Annotated in this window: 13 protein-coding genes; 6 read left to right on the forward strand and 7 right to left on the reverse strand. The window is 70.8% G+C overall.

Translation table 11 applies throughout. From position 1 onward, the window contains the following. The first annotated feature begins 152 nt into the window (after positions 1 to 152). From OG700_RS36520 to OG700_RS36540, 5 genes are all read left to right on the forward strand, one after another. Positions 153 to 800, forward strand: a complete 648-nt coding sequence (locus tag OG700_RS36520; protein ID WP_405621213.1) for a hypothetical protein — start codon at positions 153 to 155, stop codon at positions 798 to 800. A gap of 180 nt (positions 801 to 980) precedes the next feature. After that, positions 981 to 1304 carry an L-rhamnose mutarotase gene (locus tag OG700_RS36525; RefSeq protein ID WP_405621215.1) on the forward strand — a complete coding sequence of 108 codons (324 nt, stop codon included), beginning with the start codon at positions 981 to 983 and terminating at the stop codon, positions 1302 to 1304. Positions 1305 to 1604: 300 nt separating this feature from the next. Further along, positions 1605 to 3275, forward strand: coding sequence for a glycoside hydrolase family 13 protein (locus tag OG700_RS36530; RefSeq protein ID WP_405621217.1), 1671 nt, complete (start codon positions 1605 to 1607; stop codon positions 3273 to 3275). Between the two features lie 295 nt (positions 3276 to 3570). After that, the gene (locus OG700_RS36535) at positions 3571 to 4458 is read left to right on the forward strand and encodes a PRC and DUF2382 domain-containing protein (protein WP_405621219.1); all 888 of its coding nucleotides are present in this window, start codon (positions 3571 to 3573) and stop codon (positions 4456 to 4458) included. A gap of 142 nt (positions 4459 to 4600) precedes the next feature. Beyond that, positions 4601 to 4885 carry a hypothetical protein gene (locus OG700_RS36540; RefSeq protein WP_405621221.1) on the forward strand — a complete coding sequence of 95 codons (285 nt, stop codon included), beginning with the start codon at positions 4601 to 4603 and terminating at the stop codon, positions 4883 to 4885. 184 nt (positions 4886 to 5069) lie between these two features. Here the strand turns inward: OG700_RS36540 and OG700_RS36545 are convergent, their stop codons facing one another. The 7 genes from OG700_RS36545 to OG700_RS36575 form a co-directional block, all read right to left on the reverse strand. Next, positions 5070 to 6482, reverse strand: coding sequence for a rhamnulokinase family protein (locus OG700_RS36545; protein ID WP_405622238.1), 1413 nt, complete (start codon positions 6480 to 6482; stop codon positions 5070 to 5072). Between the two features lie 405 nt (positions 6483 to 6887). After that, on the reverse strand, positions 6888 to 8945 hold the full coding sequence (locus tag OG700_RS36550; RefSeq protein ID WP_405621223.1) for a bifunctional aldolase/short-chain dehydrogenase: 2058 nt from the start codon (positions 8943 to 8945) through the stop codon (positions 6888 to 6890). Positions 8946 to 9127: 182 nt separating this feature from the next. Beyond that, entirely contained in the window at positions 9128 to 10027 is a 900-nt protein-coding gene (locus OG700_RS36555; protein ID WP_405621225.1) for a Gfo/Idh/MocA family protein, read from the reverse strand. Between the two features lie 121 nt (positions 10028 to 10148). Further along, the gene (locus OG700_RS36560; RefSeq protein ID WP_405621227.1) at positions 10149 to 11345 is read right to left on the reverse strand and encodes an ROK family protein; all 1197 of its coding nucleotides are present in this window, start codon (positions 11343 to 11345) and stop codon (positions 10149 to 10151) included. Between the two features lie 270 nt (positions 11346 to 11615). Then, positions 11616 to 12482: a carbohydrate ABC transporter permease gene (locus tag OG700_RS36565; protein ID WP_405622240.1), complete on the reverse strand. Its 867-nt coding sequence runs from the start codon at positions 12480 to 12482 to the stop codon at positions 11616 to 11618. A gap of 83 nt (positions 12483 to 12565) precedes the next feature. Further along, positions 12566 to 13579 carry a carbohydrate ABC transporter permease gene (locus OG700_RS36570; protein WP_405621229.1) on the reverse strand — a complete coding sequence of 338 codons (1014 nt, stop codon included), beginning with the start codon at positions 13577 to 13579 and terminating at the stop codon, positions 12566 to 12568. Positions 13580 to 13610: 31 nt separating this feature from the next. Next, the gene (locus OG700_RS36575) at positions 13611 to 15011 is read right to left on the reverse strand and encodes an ABC transporter substrate-binding protein (protein WP_405621231.1); all 1401 of its coding nucleotides are present in this window, start codon (positions 15009 to 15011) and stop codon (positions 13611 to 13613) included. A 236-nt stretch (positions 15012 to 15247) separates the two neighbouring features. Between OG700_RS36575 and OG700_RS36580 the strand changes: the two genes are divergently transcribed. Next, positions 15248 to 16354, forward strand: a complete 1107-nt coding sequence (locus OG700_RS36580; RefSeq protein WP_405621233.1) for a zinc-binding alcohol dehydrogenase — start codon at positions 15248 to 15250, stop codon at positions 16352 to 16354.

Genomic DNA, 16354 nt, shown 5'->3' on the forward strand with positions numbered 1-16354 from the left:
GTGCACTTGCCCCCCAGGTCGGCCCAGCAACCACGCGTGGTTCAGCAAGGTGTTACCTGATGGCCGGTTTCGGGGTGGACACGCCGGCGCAAGTACCATCGCGACAACCGGGGGACGCCATGCCGACGCCATACAGAGGAAGCGAGCCATTCATGTCCGACAGCGCCGTCACCGAGTTCACGAGCGTCCAGTCGCTGTACGAGACCCAGGTCGCCGCAGACCTGGAGCGCAACGCGGCGGAGCAGAAACGTCTCCGCGCCGAGATCGACTCGCTCCAGGGTCAGTTGGAGACCCTGGACCACGACCACACGCTGCTCCTCGGCATGCAGCGGGTGTTCGCCAACGGCGCCGCGCCCGACGCCGCGCGCAGCGCGAAGGTGCCCGGGGCACGGACGGCGAAGCGCCCCGCGAAGGGCTCCGCCAAGTCCCCCTCCGCCAAGGGTTCTTCGGGTAAGGGCTCTTCGGGTAGGGCGGGGACGCGGGCCAAGTCCCCCGCCAAGGCAGCCGCGACGGCCACCGGTACCGACGGGAAGCAGCCCAGCCTCGCCCAGTTGGTGGGCACCCTGCTGGCCGCGCACGGCGAGCCCCGCTCGGCCGCGGAAGTCTCCGCCGAACTGGCCGCGGACCATCCGCTGCGCAACTCCAACATCAATGTCGTACGCAACGCGCTGGAACTGCTCGTCGCCAAGTCCGAGGCCCACCGCACCAAGCAGAACAAGTCGGTCTTCTACACGAACGCCGGCCGGGACGAGTCCGTCGCGCCCGCGCCGCGCGCCGATGCCGCCCCGGCGGCCGGCTGATCAGCCGGCGCGCAGATCCGCGACGGCGGTCCAGCAGGGTGGGTGCCTCGTCGTGCCGGCCGAGCAGGGGCTGGTCACCAAGCCCTGTTCGGCCGGGGAGAGCTATGACGCATCCACAGTCAGTGGTGCAATAGGTCTTTTCTGGTGGGGGATTCCCCCGCGGACGGTGAGGGAGGGCCGATGCAGCGCATCGCACAGGTGATCAAGGTGCGGCCGGAGAAGCTGGCGGAGTACCGGGAACTGCACCGGGCGGTCCCGGAGCCCGTACTGGCCAGGCTGCGCGCCAGTCATATCGCCAACTACTCGATCCATCTGCTGGGCGACCGGCTCTTCAGCTACTTCGAGTACCACGGCGACGATCTGGCCGCCGATCTCGCGGCGATGGCCGACGACGAGGCGACGCGGGAGTGGTGGAAGACGACCGACCCCTGTCAGGAGCCGGTCCCCGAGGCGGGTCCCGGCGACTGGTGGACCCCCATGGAGCGGGTCTTCCTCATGGAGTAGCCGGATCGGGCCCGGCGCCCGCGTCGGCATCCAATACCTGTCCCGGACGCCCGTACGCGAGGCGCCGACGCGGCCTGCGTTCGACGGGCGCGCCACGAACCCTTCGCACCCGCACCGGCCGGTGATCATTCTCGGGTGTCCTTCGGACATCCCTTCCATAACCATCGAACGGGTGACCGTCAGCCTGCCGCCCTGCGGTGAAAGGGTGTCGCTCGTGCGACGCACCTTCCGTCGCGGGAAGCACCCGCGCACCCGGTACCACCCGCACCACCGGACCGAAGATCAGCACGAGAGGCACCCGTGATCCCGAACACCCCCGACAACCCCCGTGACCATCTGTCCCGGCCTGCCCCGGACTGGTGGCGCGAAGCCGTCGTGTACCAGGTGTACGTCCCGAGCTTCGCCGACGCGGACGGCGACGGGATCGGCGATCTCCGCGGGATCACGGACCGGCTCGACCACCTCGCCGGCCTCGGCGTCGACGCCCTGTGGCTCACCCCCTTCTACCCTTCGCCGTGGACCGACGCCGGCTACGACGTCTCCGACTACCGGGGCGTCGACCCGCGCCACGGCACCCTCGACGACTTCCGCGGCCTCGTACGGCGCGCTCACGCACTGGGCCTCAAACTCATCGTCGACGTCGTGCCCAACCACTGCTCCGACCAGCACCCCTGGTTCGTGGAAGCGCTCGCGGCACCGCCCGGCTCACCGGCGCGCGACCGTTTCATCTTCCGCGAGGGGCGGGGACCGGACGGGAGCCTCCCGCCCGCCGACTGGAAGTCGAAATTCGGCGGCGGCGCCTGGACGCGGGTGCCGGACGGCCAGTGGTACATGCACATCTTCTCCGCCGAGCAGCCTGATCTGAACTGGGAGAATCCGGACGTCCTCGCCGACTTCGAGGGGATCCTCCGCTTCTGGCTCGACCTCGGGGCCGACGGCTTCCGCGTCGACGTGGCCCACGGACTGCGCAAGGATCTTGTGGAGCCCCTGCGGGACACCGGCGGGCGCGACTCCGCCTCCCTCAACTCCCCGCCCGAAGGCGAAGACCACCCCTTCTGGGACCGCGACGAGGTCCACGACATATACCGGACCTGGCGCAAGATCATCGACTCCTACGCGCCGCCCCGGATCACGGTCGCCGAGGCGGGGGTCAGCGCGGCCCGGCTGCCCCTCTACACCCGGCCCGACGAACTGCACCAGGCCTTCAACTTCTTCCATCTGCGCTGTCCCTGGGACGCCGAGGAGTTCCGGAAGGTCATCGACAGCTCCCTCACCGGCGCCCGCGCCGTCGGCACCCTGCCGACCTGGGTGCTGTCCAACCACGATGTCGTACGCCACCGCACCCGCTACGCCCTTCCGCAGGGCATCGACTACCGCGCCTGGCTGTCCGGCGGCGGCGCCGACCCCGCGCCGGACGACGCCCTCGGGCACCGGCGGGCCAGGGCCGCGGCGCTCCTGACGCTCGCGCTGCCCGGCAGCGCCTACCTCTACCAGGGCGAGGAACTCGGCCTTCCCGAAGTCACCGACCTGCCCGCCGAGGCGCTGCGCGACCCCATGTGGGAGCGGACCGGACACACCACCAAGGGCCGCGACGGCTGCCGCGTCCCGCTCCCGTGGACCCGCTCCGGCAGCAGCCACGGATTCGGGCCCGGCGGCAGCTGGCTCCCGCAGCCGGACGGCTGGGGCGAACACGCGGTGGAGGCCCAGGCCGGGCGGCCGGACTCCTTCCTGGAGCTGTACCGCACAGCCCTGTCCGTACGCACCGGCTTCCGGGGCGACGAGTCGTTCGACTGGCTGCCCGCCCGTGAGGGCGAACTCGCCTTCCGTAAGGGGCGGTTCGAATGCCGGATCAACCTCTCCGAACACTCCCTGCCGCTGCCCGCCGGCCCGGTGCTGCTCGCCAGCGACAGCCTCGACGGGGACATGATCGGCCCCGACACCGCCGTATGGACGGCTGTGACCGGCGGCTGACCGGCGCGTCGACTCCGTCGGGGGCTCCTCTCCGTCGCCGTACCCGTACCACGCGTGAGCACAGGCCAGCGCTCCGTACGAGGGGTCACAGAGGTCACCCGAATGGCCGAATCGCCTCGGATGTGCTCGGAGCCCAGCGGGGCGTGTGCAGTGCCCCTTTGTCCCCCGTACGGGTCAAAGGGGCTCTTTCCCTGGTTGCCGCCCGCCGTCAGCAGGTGCCGCATGGAGATACGCGAGTCAGCCGACGCGCGGGGAGACCGGACCCCGCAGGCTCGCCGCCAAGGAGTGATCACTGATGGCAGCCGACGATGTCTTCCACCACGTGGGTGAACTCACGGGGCTGACCGCCTATGACGCCGCCGGGGAGAAGATCGGCAGCGTCGAGCAGGCGTACCTCGACAACGAGACGGGCCGCGCCGAATGGGTGACGGTCAAGACCGGAATGTTCGGCATGAAGGAGTCCTTCGTGCCGCTGGCCGGCGCCACCCGCGACGCGAACGGTCTCCATGTCCCGCACGCCAAGGAACTGGTCAAGGACGCTCCCCGCATGGATGCCGACGAGCACCTCGACGTCGCCCAGGAACAGGAGCTGTACGACCACTACGGCCTCACCCGCCCCAGCGGGCGCAGCGGCGCACCCGGCATGAGCCCGGCGCCCGGTACGGCGGCCAAGGGGACCACGGGCGGCCGGGACAGCATGAGCAACGGCGCCCGGGGCCAGGCGGGTACCACCGGCCCGGCCGACACCTCCAAGATCGCCACCGGCGGCGCCACCGGCCGCGGTGAGGAGGAGATGGTGCGCTCGGAGGAACGGCTCCGGGTGGGCACCGAGGAGCACGAGTCCGGCCGGGCACGGCTCCGGAAGGTCGTGGTGACCGAGCACGTCACGACCACCGTGCCCATCACCCACGAAGAGGTCCGTGTCGTGCGTGAGCCCATCAAGCCGGGCGACCGCACCATCGGCCGCGCCCCCATGGGCAACTCCGAGACCGAGGTGATCCTGCACGCCGAGGAGGCGGTCGTCCGTAAGGAGGCCGTGCCGGTGGAGCGTGTGCGCCTGGAGACCGAGAAGGTCACCGAGCAGAAGGAAGTGTCGGCCGACGTCCGCAAGGAGCAGGTCGAGTTCGACGCACCCGGAAAGGACGACAAGGGACGTGGCGGCGGGCGCGGCCCCAGTCACTGAGCCCCGGCCTCGCCCGGCACTCCCAGTACCGCACGTCGGCGTGGGTCCACCGGTCTCCGGTGGACCCACGCCGTGCCGCGTGTGAGGGGGAACTCGCCGTGATCGCTGGGCACCGCCGGGGTCCCCCTGATAGGGAGGGAGCATGAGTGAAGAGACCCCGATCCCCCCTGTTCTGACCGTCATCGCCGCCAGCACCATCGAGCCGAACGTCGTCGGGGAAGGCGTCGCCGACCGCAACTCGTGGATGGTCATCGAGACCGCCGAGCACGGCCAGCTCCTGCTGAATCTGCCGGGGCCGCTGTACCGCGCGATGGAGCAGGCGACCTCCCTGGCCGCCCACCAGGCCGGCCCCGGGCGCCTCGCCCTCACCGAACGCGAGATCGCCGCCTACCGCGAGCGCATCGCGGGCCTCACCGAGGAGCGGTAACGGACAGGGTCCGACGGGTCCGAGGCGTCAGGGGGCCGGACGCCGGATCAGTACGGACGGTCGCCCGCGATCGCGACACCAGAGCCTTCCGGCGAGTAGGCGCCGGGTCCTGGTCCGCGTGCCCCGGACCCGTCCCCGGCCGGTGTCGCTCGGCCGAGGCTGTCCGCGATCGCCGGACGGCGGGCTACCCGTCGAGTCCGACGCGCGCCGCCGCCGCCGACCATGCCGCGTCGTCGCCCCCAGGTTCGTATCTGCGCAACCGCTGCGTACGCGCCACCAGTTGGCGCATGTCGGAGCGGTCACCGACGAGGCCCCGGGTCCGGGCCTGGACGAGGATGTTGCCGAGTGCGGTGGCCTCCGCCGGACCCGCCACCACCGTCAACCCCGTGGCGTCCGCCGTCAGTTGGCACAGCAGCTCGTTACGGCTGCCGCCACCCACCAGGTGCGCCACGCGGATGTCGGTGCCGGACAGCTCGGCCGCCGTACGCAGCGTGGCGCGGTGCGCCAGGGCCAGGCTCTCCAGGATGCAACGGACCGTCGCCGCCCGGTCGTTGGGTGGTCGCTGGCCGGTGCGTTCGCAGTACGCGGCGATCCGGCCCGGCATGTCGCCCGGGGCGAGGAACGCCGGGTCGTCCGGGTCGACCAGCGCGGCGAACGGCCGCGACCGCGCCGCCCGTTCCATCAGCGGCCCCAGCTCGGCGGGCAGCCCGCGGTCCGCCCAGGTGCGCAGGCTCTCCGACAGCAGCCACAGCCCCATGACGTTGCGCAGGAAACGGTAACTGCCGTCCAAACCAAGCTCGTTGGTGAAGTTGGCCGCCCTGGACGCCTCCGTGATCACCGGGCCGGCCAGTTCCAGTCCGGCCAGCGACCACGTACCGCAGGACAGGTACGCGAAGCCGGGACCGGTCGCGGGGACGGCGGCCACCGCCGACGCCGTGTCGTGGGACGCCACGGCCGTGACGGGGGTGGACTCCGGCAGCCCGGTCTCGGCCGCCACGTACGGCAGCAGGGTCCCCGCCGCGTCACCCGGCCGCCGGATCGGCGGGAACAGGCTCCGCTCGATGCCCAGACGGTCCATCAGCCCGTGCGACCAGTCGTCCGTACGCGCGTCGAACAGGCCCGTGGTGGACGCGTTGGTCGCCTCGGCGCCGACACTGCCGGTGAGCCAGTGCGTCAGCAGATCGGGAATCATCAACAGCGTCCTGGCCGCCGCCAGTTGGGCGCTCCCGGAGGCCGCCGAGAGCTGAAGGACCGTGTTGAACGGCAGATGCTGCAACCCGGTGATCCGGTACAGCTCCGCCGCCGGCACCGTCTCCCACACCCGCTGGTCCGCACCCTCGGTGCGAGTGTCCCGGTAGTGGTACGGATTGCCGAGCAACTGCCCGTCCGCGTCGAGCAGCCCGTAGTCCACCGCCCAGCTGTCGATGCCGACCGACGCGACATCGTACGTACGCGCCGCGCGGCCGAGCCCGTCCAGCACCCCCTGGTAGAGGGCGAGCACGTCCCAGCGCAGGCTGCCCGGCAGCCGCACCGGCCTGTTCGGGAAGCGGTGGACCTCGGTGAGGTCGAGCGTCCCCCGGCCGACCCGCCCCGCCATCACCCGGCCGCTGGTCGCGCCCAGGTCGACGGCGACGAAAGTCGAAGCCGACGTCGAAGCCGAGGATCCGGTGTGCGGCACGGTGGTGACCTCTGATCTCTAGTGCTGTGACCGAAAGGTGCGGAAGGCTCACCGGGGTCCGTCCGGTGGCCGGTTCGTCCTCAAGCGCCGGACGGGCTGGATTGGTTCCGTCCGGTGGTCGGGTTGTCCTCAATCGCCGGACAGGGCCTGGGGCGTGTTGCGAAAGTAGCGCCGTCCGCCCGAAGGGCGGGGCCGACGGCGTCTGGTGCGTGCGATCGCAAGGCGGAGGATCGTTCTCGTACTGGACGTACTTGGATGATTCCGACAACGCGGCGAGTGCGCGTGCCAGGCGTCGTCGGCCAGGCGGGACTTTCGAAACATGCCCTAGCGCAGGAACGCCGCGGCGACACCCGCGTCGACCGGAATGTGCAGCCCCGTGGTGTGCGTGAGATCGCCGCCGGTCAGGGCGAACACCGCGTTCGCCACATGCTCCGGCAGCACCTCGCGCTTGAGCAGCGTCCGCTGGGCGTAGAACTCGCCCAGCTTCTCCTCCGCCACCCCGTACACCGCCGCCCGCCGTGCCCCCCAGCCGCCCGCGAAGATCCCCGACCCACGCACCACCCCGTCCGGGTTGACGCCGTTGACCCGGATCCCATGCTCGCCCAACTCCGCTGCCAGCAAACGCACTTGATGAGCCTGGTCCGCCTTCGTCGCCGAGTAGGCGATGTTGTTGGGACCCGCGAACACCGCGTTCTTCGACGTGATGTAGACGATGTCGCCGCCCATTCCCTGCCCGGTCATCACCCGCGCCGCCTCCCGTGAGACCAGGAACGAGCCGCGCGCCATGATGTCGTGCTGGAGGTCCCAGTCCCGCACGGTCGTCTCCAGCAGCGGCTTCGAGATGGAGATGCCGGCGTTGTTGACGACCAGGTCCACCCCGCCGAAGGCCAGCACCGCCTCGCGGAAGGCGGCGGCGATCGCGTCCTCGTCCGTCACATCAACGGTGACCGCCAACGCCCGCTCGGAGCCGCCCAGTTCACCCGCGACCTCGGCCGCGCTCCCCGCGTTCACATCGGCGACGACCACGCACGCGCCCTCGGCCGCCAGCCGGTGCGCGATCGCCCTTCCGATGCCCGAACCCGCGCCCGTCACCAGCGCGACCCGGGTGGCCAGCGGCTTCGGCGCGGGCATCCGCCGGAGCTTTGCCTCCTCCAGCGCCCAGTACTCGATACGGAACTTCTCCGACTCGTCGATCGGCGCGTACGACGAGACCGCCTCCGCGCCCCGCATCACATTGATCGCGTTGAGATAGAACTCGCCGGCCACCCGCGCCGTCTGCTTGTCCTTGCCGTACGAGAACATGCCCACACCCGGCACCAGCACGATCGCCGGGTCGGCGCCGCGCATCGCCGGCGAGTCGGCGTCGGCGTGCCGGTCGTAGTAGGCGGCGTACTCGGCGCGGTACTCCTCGTGGAGCCGCGCGAATCGGTCCTTCACCTCGTCCAGCGGCGCGGAGGCGGGCAGATCGAGGACCAGCGGCCGGACCTTCGTACGCAGGAAGTGGTCCGGGCACGAGGTGCCGAGGGCCGCCAGCCGGGGGTGCTCGGCGCGGGCCAGGAAGTCCAGCACGGGCTCGCTGTCGGTGAAGTGACCCACCTGCGGCCGGTCCGTCGAGGCCAGCCCGCGCAACAGCGGGGCCAGCGCGGCGGCGCGCGTCCGGCGCTCGTCGTCGGGCAGCGGGCCGTACCCGTCCAGCGCCGGACCGAACGGCTCCGGCCTGCCGTGCTTCGCGAGGAACCGCTCCGCCTCGCGGATGATCGTCAGCGAGTTCTCCTCGCACTCGCGCGACGTGTCGCCCCACGCGGTGATGCCGTGACCGCCCAGCACACAGCCGATCGCCGACGGGTTCGTCTCCTTCACCGCGGCGATGTCCAGGCCGAGTTGGAAGCCGGGACGGCGCCAGGGCACCCACACCACACGGTCGCCGAAGCACTGTGCCGTCAGTGCCTCGCCGTCGGCGGCGCAGGCGAGCGCGATGCCGGAGTCGGGGTGCAGATGATCGACGTGCGCGGCGTCCACCAGAGCGTGCATGGCGGTGTCGATGGAGGGGGCGGCGCCGCCCTTGCCGTGCAGGCAGTAGTCGAAGGCGGCGACCATCTCGTCCTCGCGCCCGACCCCCGGATACACCTCGGCGAGTGCGCGCAGCCGGTCGAGCCGGAGCACGGCGAGACCCGGCGCGGTGAGCGTGCCGAGATCTCCGCCGGAGCCCTTCACCCACATCAGCCCGGTGTCGGCGCCGCTCACCGGATCGGGGGCCGACCCCTTGGCGGAGGTGTTGCCGCCCGCGTAGTTGGTGTTGCGCGGGTCGGCGCCCAGACGGTGGGAACGCGCGAGGAGTTCGGCGGCCTGTGAGTGCTGGGCGGCTTCGGGGGAGGGCGTCATCAAGAGGCTTCCTTCGATCCCTGATCGATGAATGAATCGATTCATTGAGAAGGTAGGCGGCGCCGCGGACGCGTGTCAAGATGGATCGCGCCCTCGCGTACGAGGTCGTTTCCGTCCCCGTTTCCGTCTCCCGGCACGGTCTCCCGGCACGGTCTCCCGCCACGGCCCCGCGCCGTCCCCGCTCAGCCGCCGTTGGCCGCCATCGCCATCAGTTCCTGGAGGCGCAGACCACGGGCCGCGTCGAGCGGACCCGAGGTGCCCGAGCGGACCGCGGCGGCGAACTCGCGGCGCAGCACGGGCCAGCACTCGTCGTGGTCCAACTCCGCCGTGTCGTAAGTCAGTTCACCGGTCGGTCCGTACAGCTCGACGCGCGTTCGGGCCCGGTCGAGGCCGACCGAGCCGGACAGCGACGCCTGGCTGACCGCGCCGTTGGTGTGTTCGCAGGTCAGCTCCGACCAGCGGCGCGGATCGCCCGAGCCGCGCACCGAGGCGATCGGGCCCACCGCCGTGTCCAGCAGATCGAGCAGATGCGGTCCGAGATCGAGCAGCGCGCCCTGCTCCAGGCGCCAGGGCGTGGCCAGTTCGCCCGCGCGGAACGCGCCGTGCAGATAGCACGACCGCGCGCCGGTGACCTCGAACTCCGCCGCCCGCCGCAGGAATTGCCTGGTGGCCGGGTGGTACCGCTTGGTGAGCACGAGTTGGGTGACGACCCCGTGCTCGGCCACCGCGTCGGCCACCCGTCGCGCCGCGTCGAGATCGGGCCCGAGCGGCTTCTCCAGCAGCATCGGGCGGCCCGCCCGCGCCGCGCGTACTGCCAACTCGGCCTGCACGGACGGAGGTACGGCGAAGGCCACGGCCTCGCAGCGGTCGAGCAGTTCCTCGAACGACCCGGCGACAGCGGCCCCGTACGGCTCGGCGGTCTCCCGCGCGGCCTCGGGGCGGCGCGCCCATACGGCGGCGAGTGCCGTCTCGGGTCCGGCCGCGAGCATGCGGGCGTGCATCGTGCGGGCCCAGGGGCCGGCCCCCACCAGCCCGACCCGGACCGGGGCGGGGGCGGACGCGGAGTGTGGGTCGTACGGCACGGTGTGCTCCACAGTGGTCGAGGGCTGGGTGGTCCGCGCACAGGCCAGGGCTGGGTGATCCGCGCACAGGGGGGTAGGGGTCGTGGCTCTCCCCACCCCCGTGCGGGAGGGCCACGACTCCCTACCTGCTCATGGCGGCCAGCCGGGCGTTGGCCCGCTCCGGCGCGTACAGCTGCTCGACCACCATCGTCGCGGCCCCGGTCAGCGCGGCCTGGTCGCCGAGTCCGGATGTCACGACGTTCAGATGCGCGGTCGTGCGCGGCATGGCGCGCTGGTACAGCAACTCCCGTACGCCCGTGAGGAACGGCGTGCCCGCGAGGTCTCCCGCGAGGACGAGTACCCCCGGATTGAGGAGCGTCACGACTGTCACGAGGACTTCCCCCACCCGCCGCCCGGCCTCCCGCGCCAGCCGGACCGCGTCGGGCTGACCGTCCGCCAGCCGCTCGCGTACGTCGGACCCCGAGGTGGTCGGGATGCCGGCCGACGTGAGCTGCCCGGCGATGGCGCGCCCACTGGCGACGGCGGCCAGACAGCCGTACGCGCCGCACATGCACAGGGCGTCGGCCCGGTCGTGCAGCCGGATATGGCCGATGTCGCCGGCGCCGCCGTCGATGCCCCGGTACGGCTCACCGTCCACGACGACTCCGGCGCCGATTCCCGTGGACACCTTGACCAGCACGAACGCCGAGCAGTCGGGGTAGTGGGCGCGCTGTTCCGCGTACGCCATCAGATTGGCGTCGTTGTCGACGAGCACCGGTACGGGGGCCGGTCCGGCGGCCGGCACATGGCGCGCGTACGCCTGCTGCATACGCTCCGGGATCGGGTACTGGTCCCAACCGGGCATGATCGGCGGCTGGATGACCTGGCCGGTGGCCCAGTCGACCGGCCCCGGCACCGACAGCCCGATGCCGCACAGCCGCGCGGGCTCGGCACCGGCCGCCCGCAGGAGACCGGGGAACCAGCCGGCCAGCGTGTCGAGGACCTTGTCGGGCCCGTCGGCGATGAGCAGCGGCTCCGAGCGCTCGGCGAGGATCCGTCCTTCGAGGTCGACGACGGCGGCGCGGCTGTGCCGGGTCTCCAGGTCGACGGCGATGACGACGGCGTGTCCGGAGTCGAACTCCAGGCGTGCGGAGGGCCGTCCGCCGGTGGACGTGCCCGTCGCGTCGCGCAGCCAGCCCGCCGCGAAGAGCTGGTCGAGGCGGTTGCCGACGGTGGACCGGGAGAGTCCGGTCGCGTGCTGCAGCTCGCCGCGGGTGGTGGCCTGTCCGCCACGGATCAGCCGCAGCAGATGCCCGGGGCTCGCCTGGTTGGCCGGCATGTTCGTGAATGCTCCTCGCTTGGCTCTCTTGCGCTCTGGCTCGTCGGCTGTCCGGCCGGGTGGTTCGTCGGCCCCGACTCCGCCCCTTCTGCTCCGCTAGGCCCTGTCCGGCGGATCTTCGGGGGTCCGGGACGCCTGGCACGGCACCTCGCTTCGTTGTCAGCGTTTTCGAAGGCATCCGAGTACGTCCAGTACGAGGCCGATCCTCCGCCCTGCGATCCACGGCACCAGACCCCGCTCCCTCATCCGGCCTGATCCAAACGAAAGACCCTAGCCCTTGTCGGCGCCGCTGGTCAGACCCTCGGTCAGCAGACGTTCGGCGGAGAAGAACAGCAGTACCACGGGGATGGTGAGGACCACGGAACCGGCCATCAGAACCGTCTTGGAGACCTCGATGCCGCCCGCGAGCTGCTGGAGTCCGAGGGAGACCGTCCACTCGTCGGGCGACGCGGCCAGGAACAGGAGCGCGAAGAGGAATTCGTTCCACGCGATCATGAACACGTACAGCCCGGTGGCCATCAGGGACGGCAGGGCGAGCGGCAGGATCACCTTCCGTACGGTCTGGAGCCGCGAGCAGCCGTCCAGGGCCGCCGCCTCCTCGATGCTGCGCGGGATGGTCAGGAAGTAGTTCTTCATCATGTAGATCGACACCGGCACGGTCTGTGCGATGTACACGATCGCCAGGCCCAACAGGTTCCCGGACAGCCCGAGTTTGGCGAACATGACGAACAGCGGCACGGCCAGCAGCGTGGCGGGGAACAGGTAGACGGCGAGGAACATCGCGCTGACGTGCCGGCTGCCGAAGAACCTGAGCCTGCTGATGGCGTACGCGCCGGGGACGGCCGCCGCGAGGGTGAGCAGCACCGTACCCAGCGCGACCGCCGCCGAGTTGAGCAGCATCCCCAGGAAGCCCTGGCCGCCCTCGGAGGTCGGCTTGAGCACGCTGCGGTAGGTGTCGAACGTGAAGTCCTTGGCGGCCACCCAGAGCGAACCCGGGTCCATCAGAAGGGCGTCGATCGGCTTCACCGACAGCAGGAGCATGTAGTAGAAGGGCACGATCGTGATCGCGGCCAGGAAGGCGATGGTCACCCAGCGGGCGACGCCGAAGAAGCGTTCCTCGAACTGCGTGCGCGTCATCCGGTGGCGCTCGGCCGTCGTCCGGCCGTCCCCCGCCGTGTCCCGGGCCGCCGGGCGCTGTGTCGTTGTCTCGGTGCGGCTCATCACGACTCCTCCTGGACCTTCTTGGCGAAGAACGTGAAGTAGATGCCGAGCAGCACCATCAGCACGACGGCCAGGACAAGGGCCTGGGCCGCCGCCGCGCCCACGTCGAAGCGCGCGGTGAGGAAGTCGTAGACGCGTACGGCGACGACGTCCGTGCCCGCCCCGCCGCCGGTCAGCAGGTAGACGTCGTCGAACTTGTTGAAGGTCATGATGAAGCGCAGGACGCTCAACAGCGCGATGACGGGCATCAGTTGGGGCAGCAGGATGTGGCGGAAGTTCTGTGACGGCGTCGCGCCGTCGACCCGCGCCGCCTCCTCCAGACCGTCCGGTACGGCCTGGAGCCTGGCCAGCAGGAAGAGGAAGGCGAAGGGGAAGTAGCGCCATGCCTCGAAGGCGATGACGGTGAGCAGGGCGAGCGGTACGTCGAAGTTCAGCCCGAGCAGGCTCACTTCGTACGAGCGGGTGGAGAGGAACGCGATGGGATCGTCCCAGCCCAGCAGCTTGCCGCCCCACTCGTTGACGATGCCGTACTGGGGGCTGAGCGCGACCTGCCAGACGAAGGCCACCGCGACGACGGGCGCGACGTACGGCAGCAGCATCGAGCCGCGCAGCAGTCCCCGGCCGCGGAACGGCCTGCGCAGGGCGAGCGCGGCGATCAGGCCGAGCACGATGGAGCCCGCGGTGGAACCGACGGTGTAGATCAGGGTGGTGGAGAGGCTGGACCAGAATCCGGCCGAGCCGAAGACGGCGGTGAAGTTGTCCAGGGACCAGTTGCCGAACAGGCCCATGCCCTGGATGTCGACCAGCCTGGCGTGCTGGAACGCCAGCAGTACGGTCCACAGGATCGGGATGATCACCACGACCAGCACCACCAGGAAGGTGGGCGTGACGAAGGCGAGTCCCGCGCGGTTCTCGCGCTGCCCGGCGGTGGCCGGACGGCGCTTGTCTCTCGTGGGTGGGCGGCTCTCGGTGGGAACGCGGCGCGTCTTCGCGCCGCTCGGTGCAGTGCTCATATGTATTCCTCGACGGGGCGCCGGGCGGCGGCTACTGGAGTGACTTCTGGAGGGCGGAGACTTCGTCGTTCGCCTCGCGGGCGGCCTGGCCGGAGGAGATCTGGCCGCTGGTCATCGCGCCGATCGCCTTGGGGACCGGGAGTTCTCCGTTGGTGGCGCCGACGAGGGCGCCCTGGCCCTCGGTGATGCCCCAGCGCTTCATGTTGTCGACGCCGTCGGCCAGTTGGTCGAGCAGGTCGTCGGAGTAGACCTCGTTCATGGGCTTTCGGGTGTCGACGCCGGCGGTGCTGGCACGCCAGGCCTCCTGGTACTTCGTCGGCTGCTCGACCGTCCCCCGGCGGACAGGGATCTTGCCCTCGGGGGCCATGCCGAACCAGTCCTCGTACCCGTTGTCCATCATGTACTCGATGAACTCGGTCGACGCGGCGGTCTCCGCCGTCCTCGTCACGGCCCACGACGTCACCTCGCCGAACTGCGCGGGCGATCCGTCGGGCCCCGCGAGCGCGGTGACGATCCCGCTGTTGCCGGAGAGGAACGCGGCGTCCTTCTTGCACTCGGCGCAGCTCGGCAGCGCGTCCTTGCGCAGCCCCGCCAGCTCGTCCAGGATGAACGACGACCAGACGATCATGGACGAGCCGCCGGAGAAGTAGGTGGCCCGCGTCGAGTCGACGGACTGGCTGCCGGCCGGACCGTACTGGCGGCCGAGCTTGTCGTAGGTGTCGAAGGCCGTCTCGCAGGCGGGGGAGTCGAGCGCCACGTCGCCGGCGTCGTCGACGAGGCGGCAGTTGTTGGCGAGCGCGATGTTCTCGAAGCTCTGCTGGGTGAAGACGTCGCCGGGGTCGGTGGCCACGGAGATGCCGTCGTGGCCCTCGCGGTCGAGCGTGTCGGCGGCCTTGAGCAGCTTGTCGTACGTGTCGGGCACCGCCAGTCCCGCCTCCTTGAGCTGGTCCTGGCGGTAGACGAGCAACTGGAGCCAGGCGTCGGAGGGGACGGCGAGCTGCTTGCCCCCGTCGGCGGTCAGGCTCAGGGCGTTGTCGGCGAAGGTGTCCTTGCCGAGGCTGTTCACGATCTCGCCGCTGACCTCGGTGTTGAGCAGGCCGTTGCTGTACATCTGCCAGACCTGGCCCATCGGTACGGCTCCGATGACGTCGGGCAGTGTGCCCGCTGCCGCCGCCGACATGATCAGCTGCGGCAGTTGGCCCTCGGAGACGCCGACGAGGTCGACCTTGACGCCCGACTCCTTCTCGAACCGGTCGATGATCTTGTTGGTGGCCTCCATGCGGGGCGGCAGGTTCTCCTGCGTCCACACCGTGATCCTGTTGTCCGGACGGGACGGGCCGGTGTCGGCGGAACAGCCCGCCAGCACGCCGACACCCAGTACCGCCGCCAGGCCCGCCGCGGTCGTCCTCGACCGCCGGATCCTCTTGCGCATGGCTCGCCCTCACCTACTCGGTTCCCGAACTGTTCGGATCGTTGCGTCTTATGTTTTGGATAGCGGCATCTCAGCACTACTTTTGCGTATTGACAAGACATAAGTCTGAGATAGGTTCGACCTAAGTCCGAGAGGTCATCCCACGCCGCACCTCGCCGGAACCCCACCCCGGCCTCGCCGGAACCCCCTCGCACCCGCCGGAACCTCAGCACCGAACGACATCTCGGAGTCCTCACGTGGAACGCGTCGTCCAGTTCACCGCCCCACGGCACGTCGAAGTGGCCGCGCACGCCAGTGCCCCGCTGCCGCCCGGCCATCTACGGGTCCGCACCCGCTACTCGGGCATCTCGGCCGGTACCGAACTCACCGCCTACCGGGGCACCAACCCGTATCTGACCCGCACTTGGGACCCCGACGCGCGGATCTTCCGCGACGGCGCCGCCGGCATTGAGTACCCCGTCGCGGGCTGGGGGTACTCCGAGGTCGGCGAGGTCACCGAGGTCTCACCCGAACTCGAACGCGAACGTGATCGCCAACTCGGACTCGGACTCGAACTCGAAGGCGATCGTGGAACCGGCCCGGCAGTTGGGCTGCCCCGCGTCGGCGACCTCGTCTGGGGCATCTGGGGCCATCGCAGCGAAGGCATCGTCCCCGTCGAGCGGATGATCGGCCACACCCTGCCCGAAGGACTCGAACCGCTCGCCGGAGCCTTCGCCCGGGTCGGCGCCATCGCCTACAACGCCGTCCTGGCCGCCGACATCCACGTCGGCGAGGACATCACCGTCTTCGGCCAGGGCGTCATCGGCCTCCTCACCACCCGGCTCGCCCAGCTCAACGGCGCCCGCGTGACCGCCGTCGACGCACTCGACGGCCGGCTCGCCACGGCGCGCGCCTACGGGGCGAGCCGCACCCTCAACGCCTTGACCGACGCGGTCGCCGAGTCCGTACGCGAAGCCACCGACGGCCGGGGCGCCGACGTCGCCATCGAGATCAGCGGCGCCTACCCCGCCCTCCACGAGGCCCTGCGCTCCGTCACCGTCGGGGGCCGCGTCGTCGCCTCCGGCTTCTACCAGGGGGACGGCGCGGGACTGCGGCTCGGTGACGAGTTCCACCACAACCGCGTCCAGCTGATCAGCTCTCAGATCGGCGGTGTGCCACCGCAGTTGGCCGGCCGCTGGACGGTGGAGCGCCTCCAGCGGACCTTCCTCGCACTCGTCGCCGAAGGGCGGGTCGACGTGGCGTCACTCGTCAGCCATGTCGTCCCCGCGGCCGAGGCCGCCGACGCCTACGCGCTTCTCGACGAACGCCCCGCCGACGCCCTCCAGATCGTCCTGGAATTCTGA

Source organism: Streptomyces sp. NBC_01508 (assembly GCF_045040315.1).
Lineage (GTDB): Bacteria > Actinomycetota > Actinomycetes > Streptomycetales > Streptomycetaceae > Streptomyces.

Coding starts and splice junctions, on each gene's coding strand:
- OG700_RS36520 (WP_405621213.1), top strand. CDS start 153: ATGTCCGACAGCGCCGTCACCGAGTTCACGAGCGTCCAGTCGCTGTAC.
- OG700_RS36525 (WP_405621215.1), top strand. CDS start 981: ATGCAGCGCATCGCACAGGTGATCAAGGTGCGGCCGGAGAAGCTGGCG.
- OG700_RS36535 (WP_405621219.1), top strand. CDS start 3,571: ATGGCAGCCGACGATGTCTTCCACCACGTGGGTGAACTCACGGGGCTG.
- OG700_RS36540 (WP_405621221.1), top strand. CDS start 4,601: ATGAGTGAAGAGACCCCGATCCCCCCTGTTCTGACCGTCATCGCCGCC.
- OG700_RS36545 (WP_405622238.1), bottom strand. CDS start 6,482: ATGGCGGGGCGGGTCGGCCGGGGGACGCTCGACCTCACCGAGGTCCAC.
- OG700_RS36550 (WP_405621223.1), bottom strand. CDS start 8,945: ATGACGCCCTCCCCCGAAGCCGCCCAGCACTCACAGGCCGCCGAACTC.
- OG700_RS36560 (WP_405621227.1), bottom strand. CDS start 11,345: ATGCCGGCCAACCAGGCGAGCCCCGGGCATCTGCTGCGGCTGATCCGT.
- OG700_RS36565 (WP_405622240.1), bottom strand. CDS start 12,482: ATGACGCGCACGCAGTTCGAGGAACGCTTCTTCGGCGTCGCCCGCTGG.
- OG700_RS36570 (WP_405621229.1), bottom strand. CDS start 13,579: ATGAGCACTGCACCGAGCGGCGCGAAGACGCGCCGCGTTCCCACCGAG.
- OG700_RS36575 (WP_405621231.1), bottom strand. CDS start 15,011: ATGCGCAAGAGGATCCGGCGGTCGAGGACGACCGCGGCGGGCCTGGCG.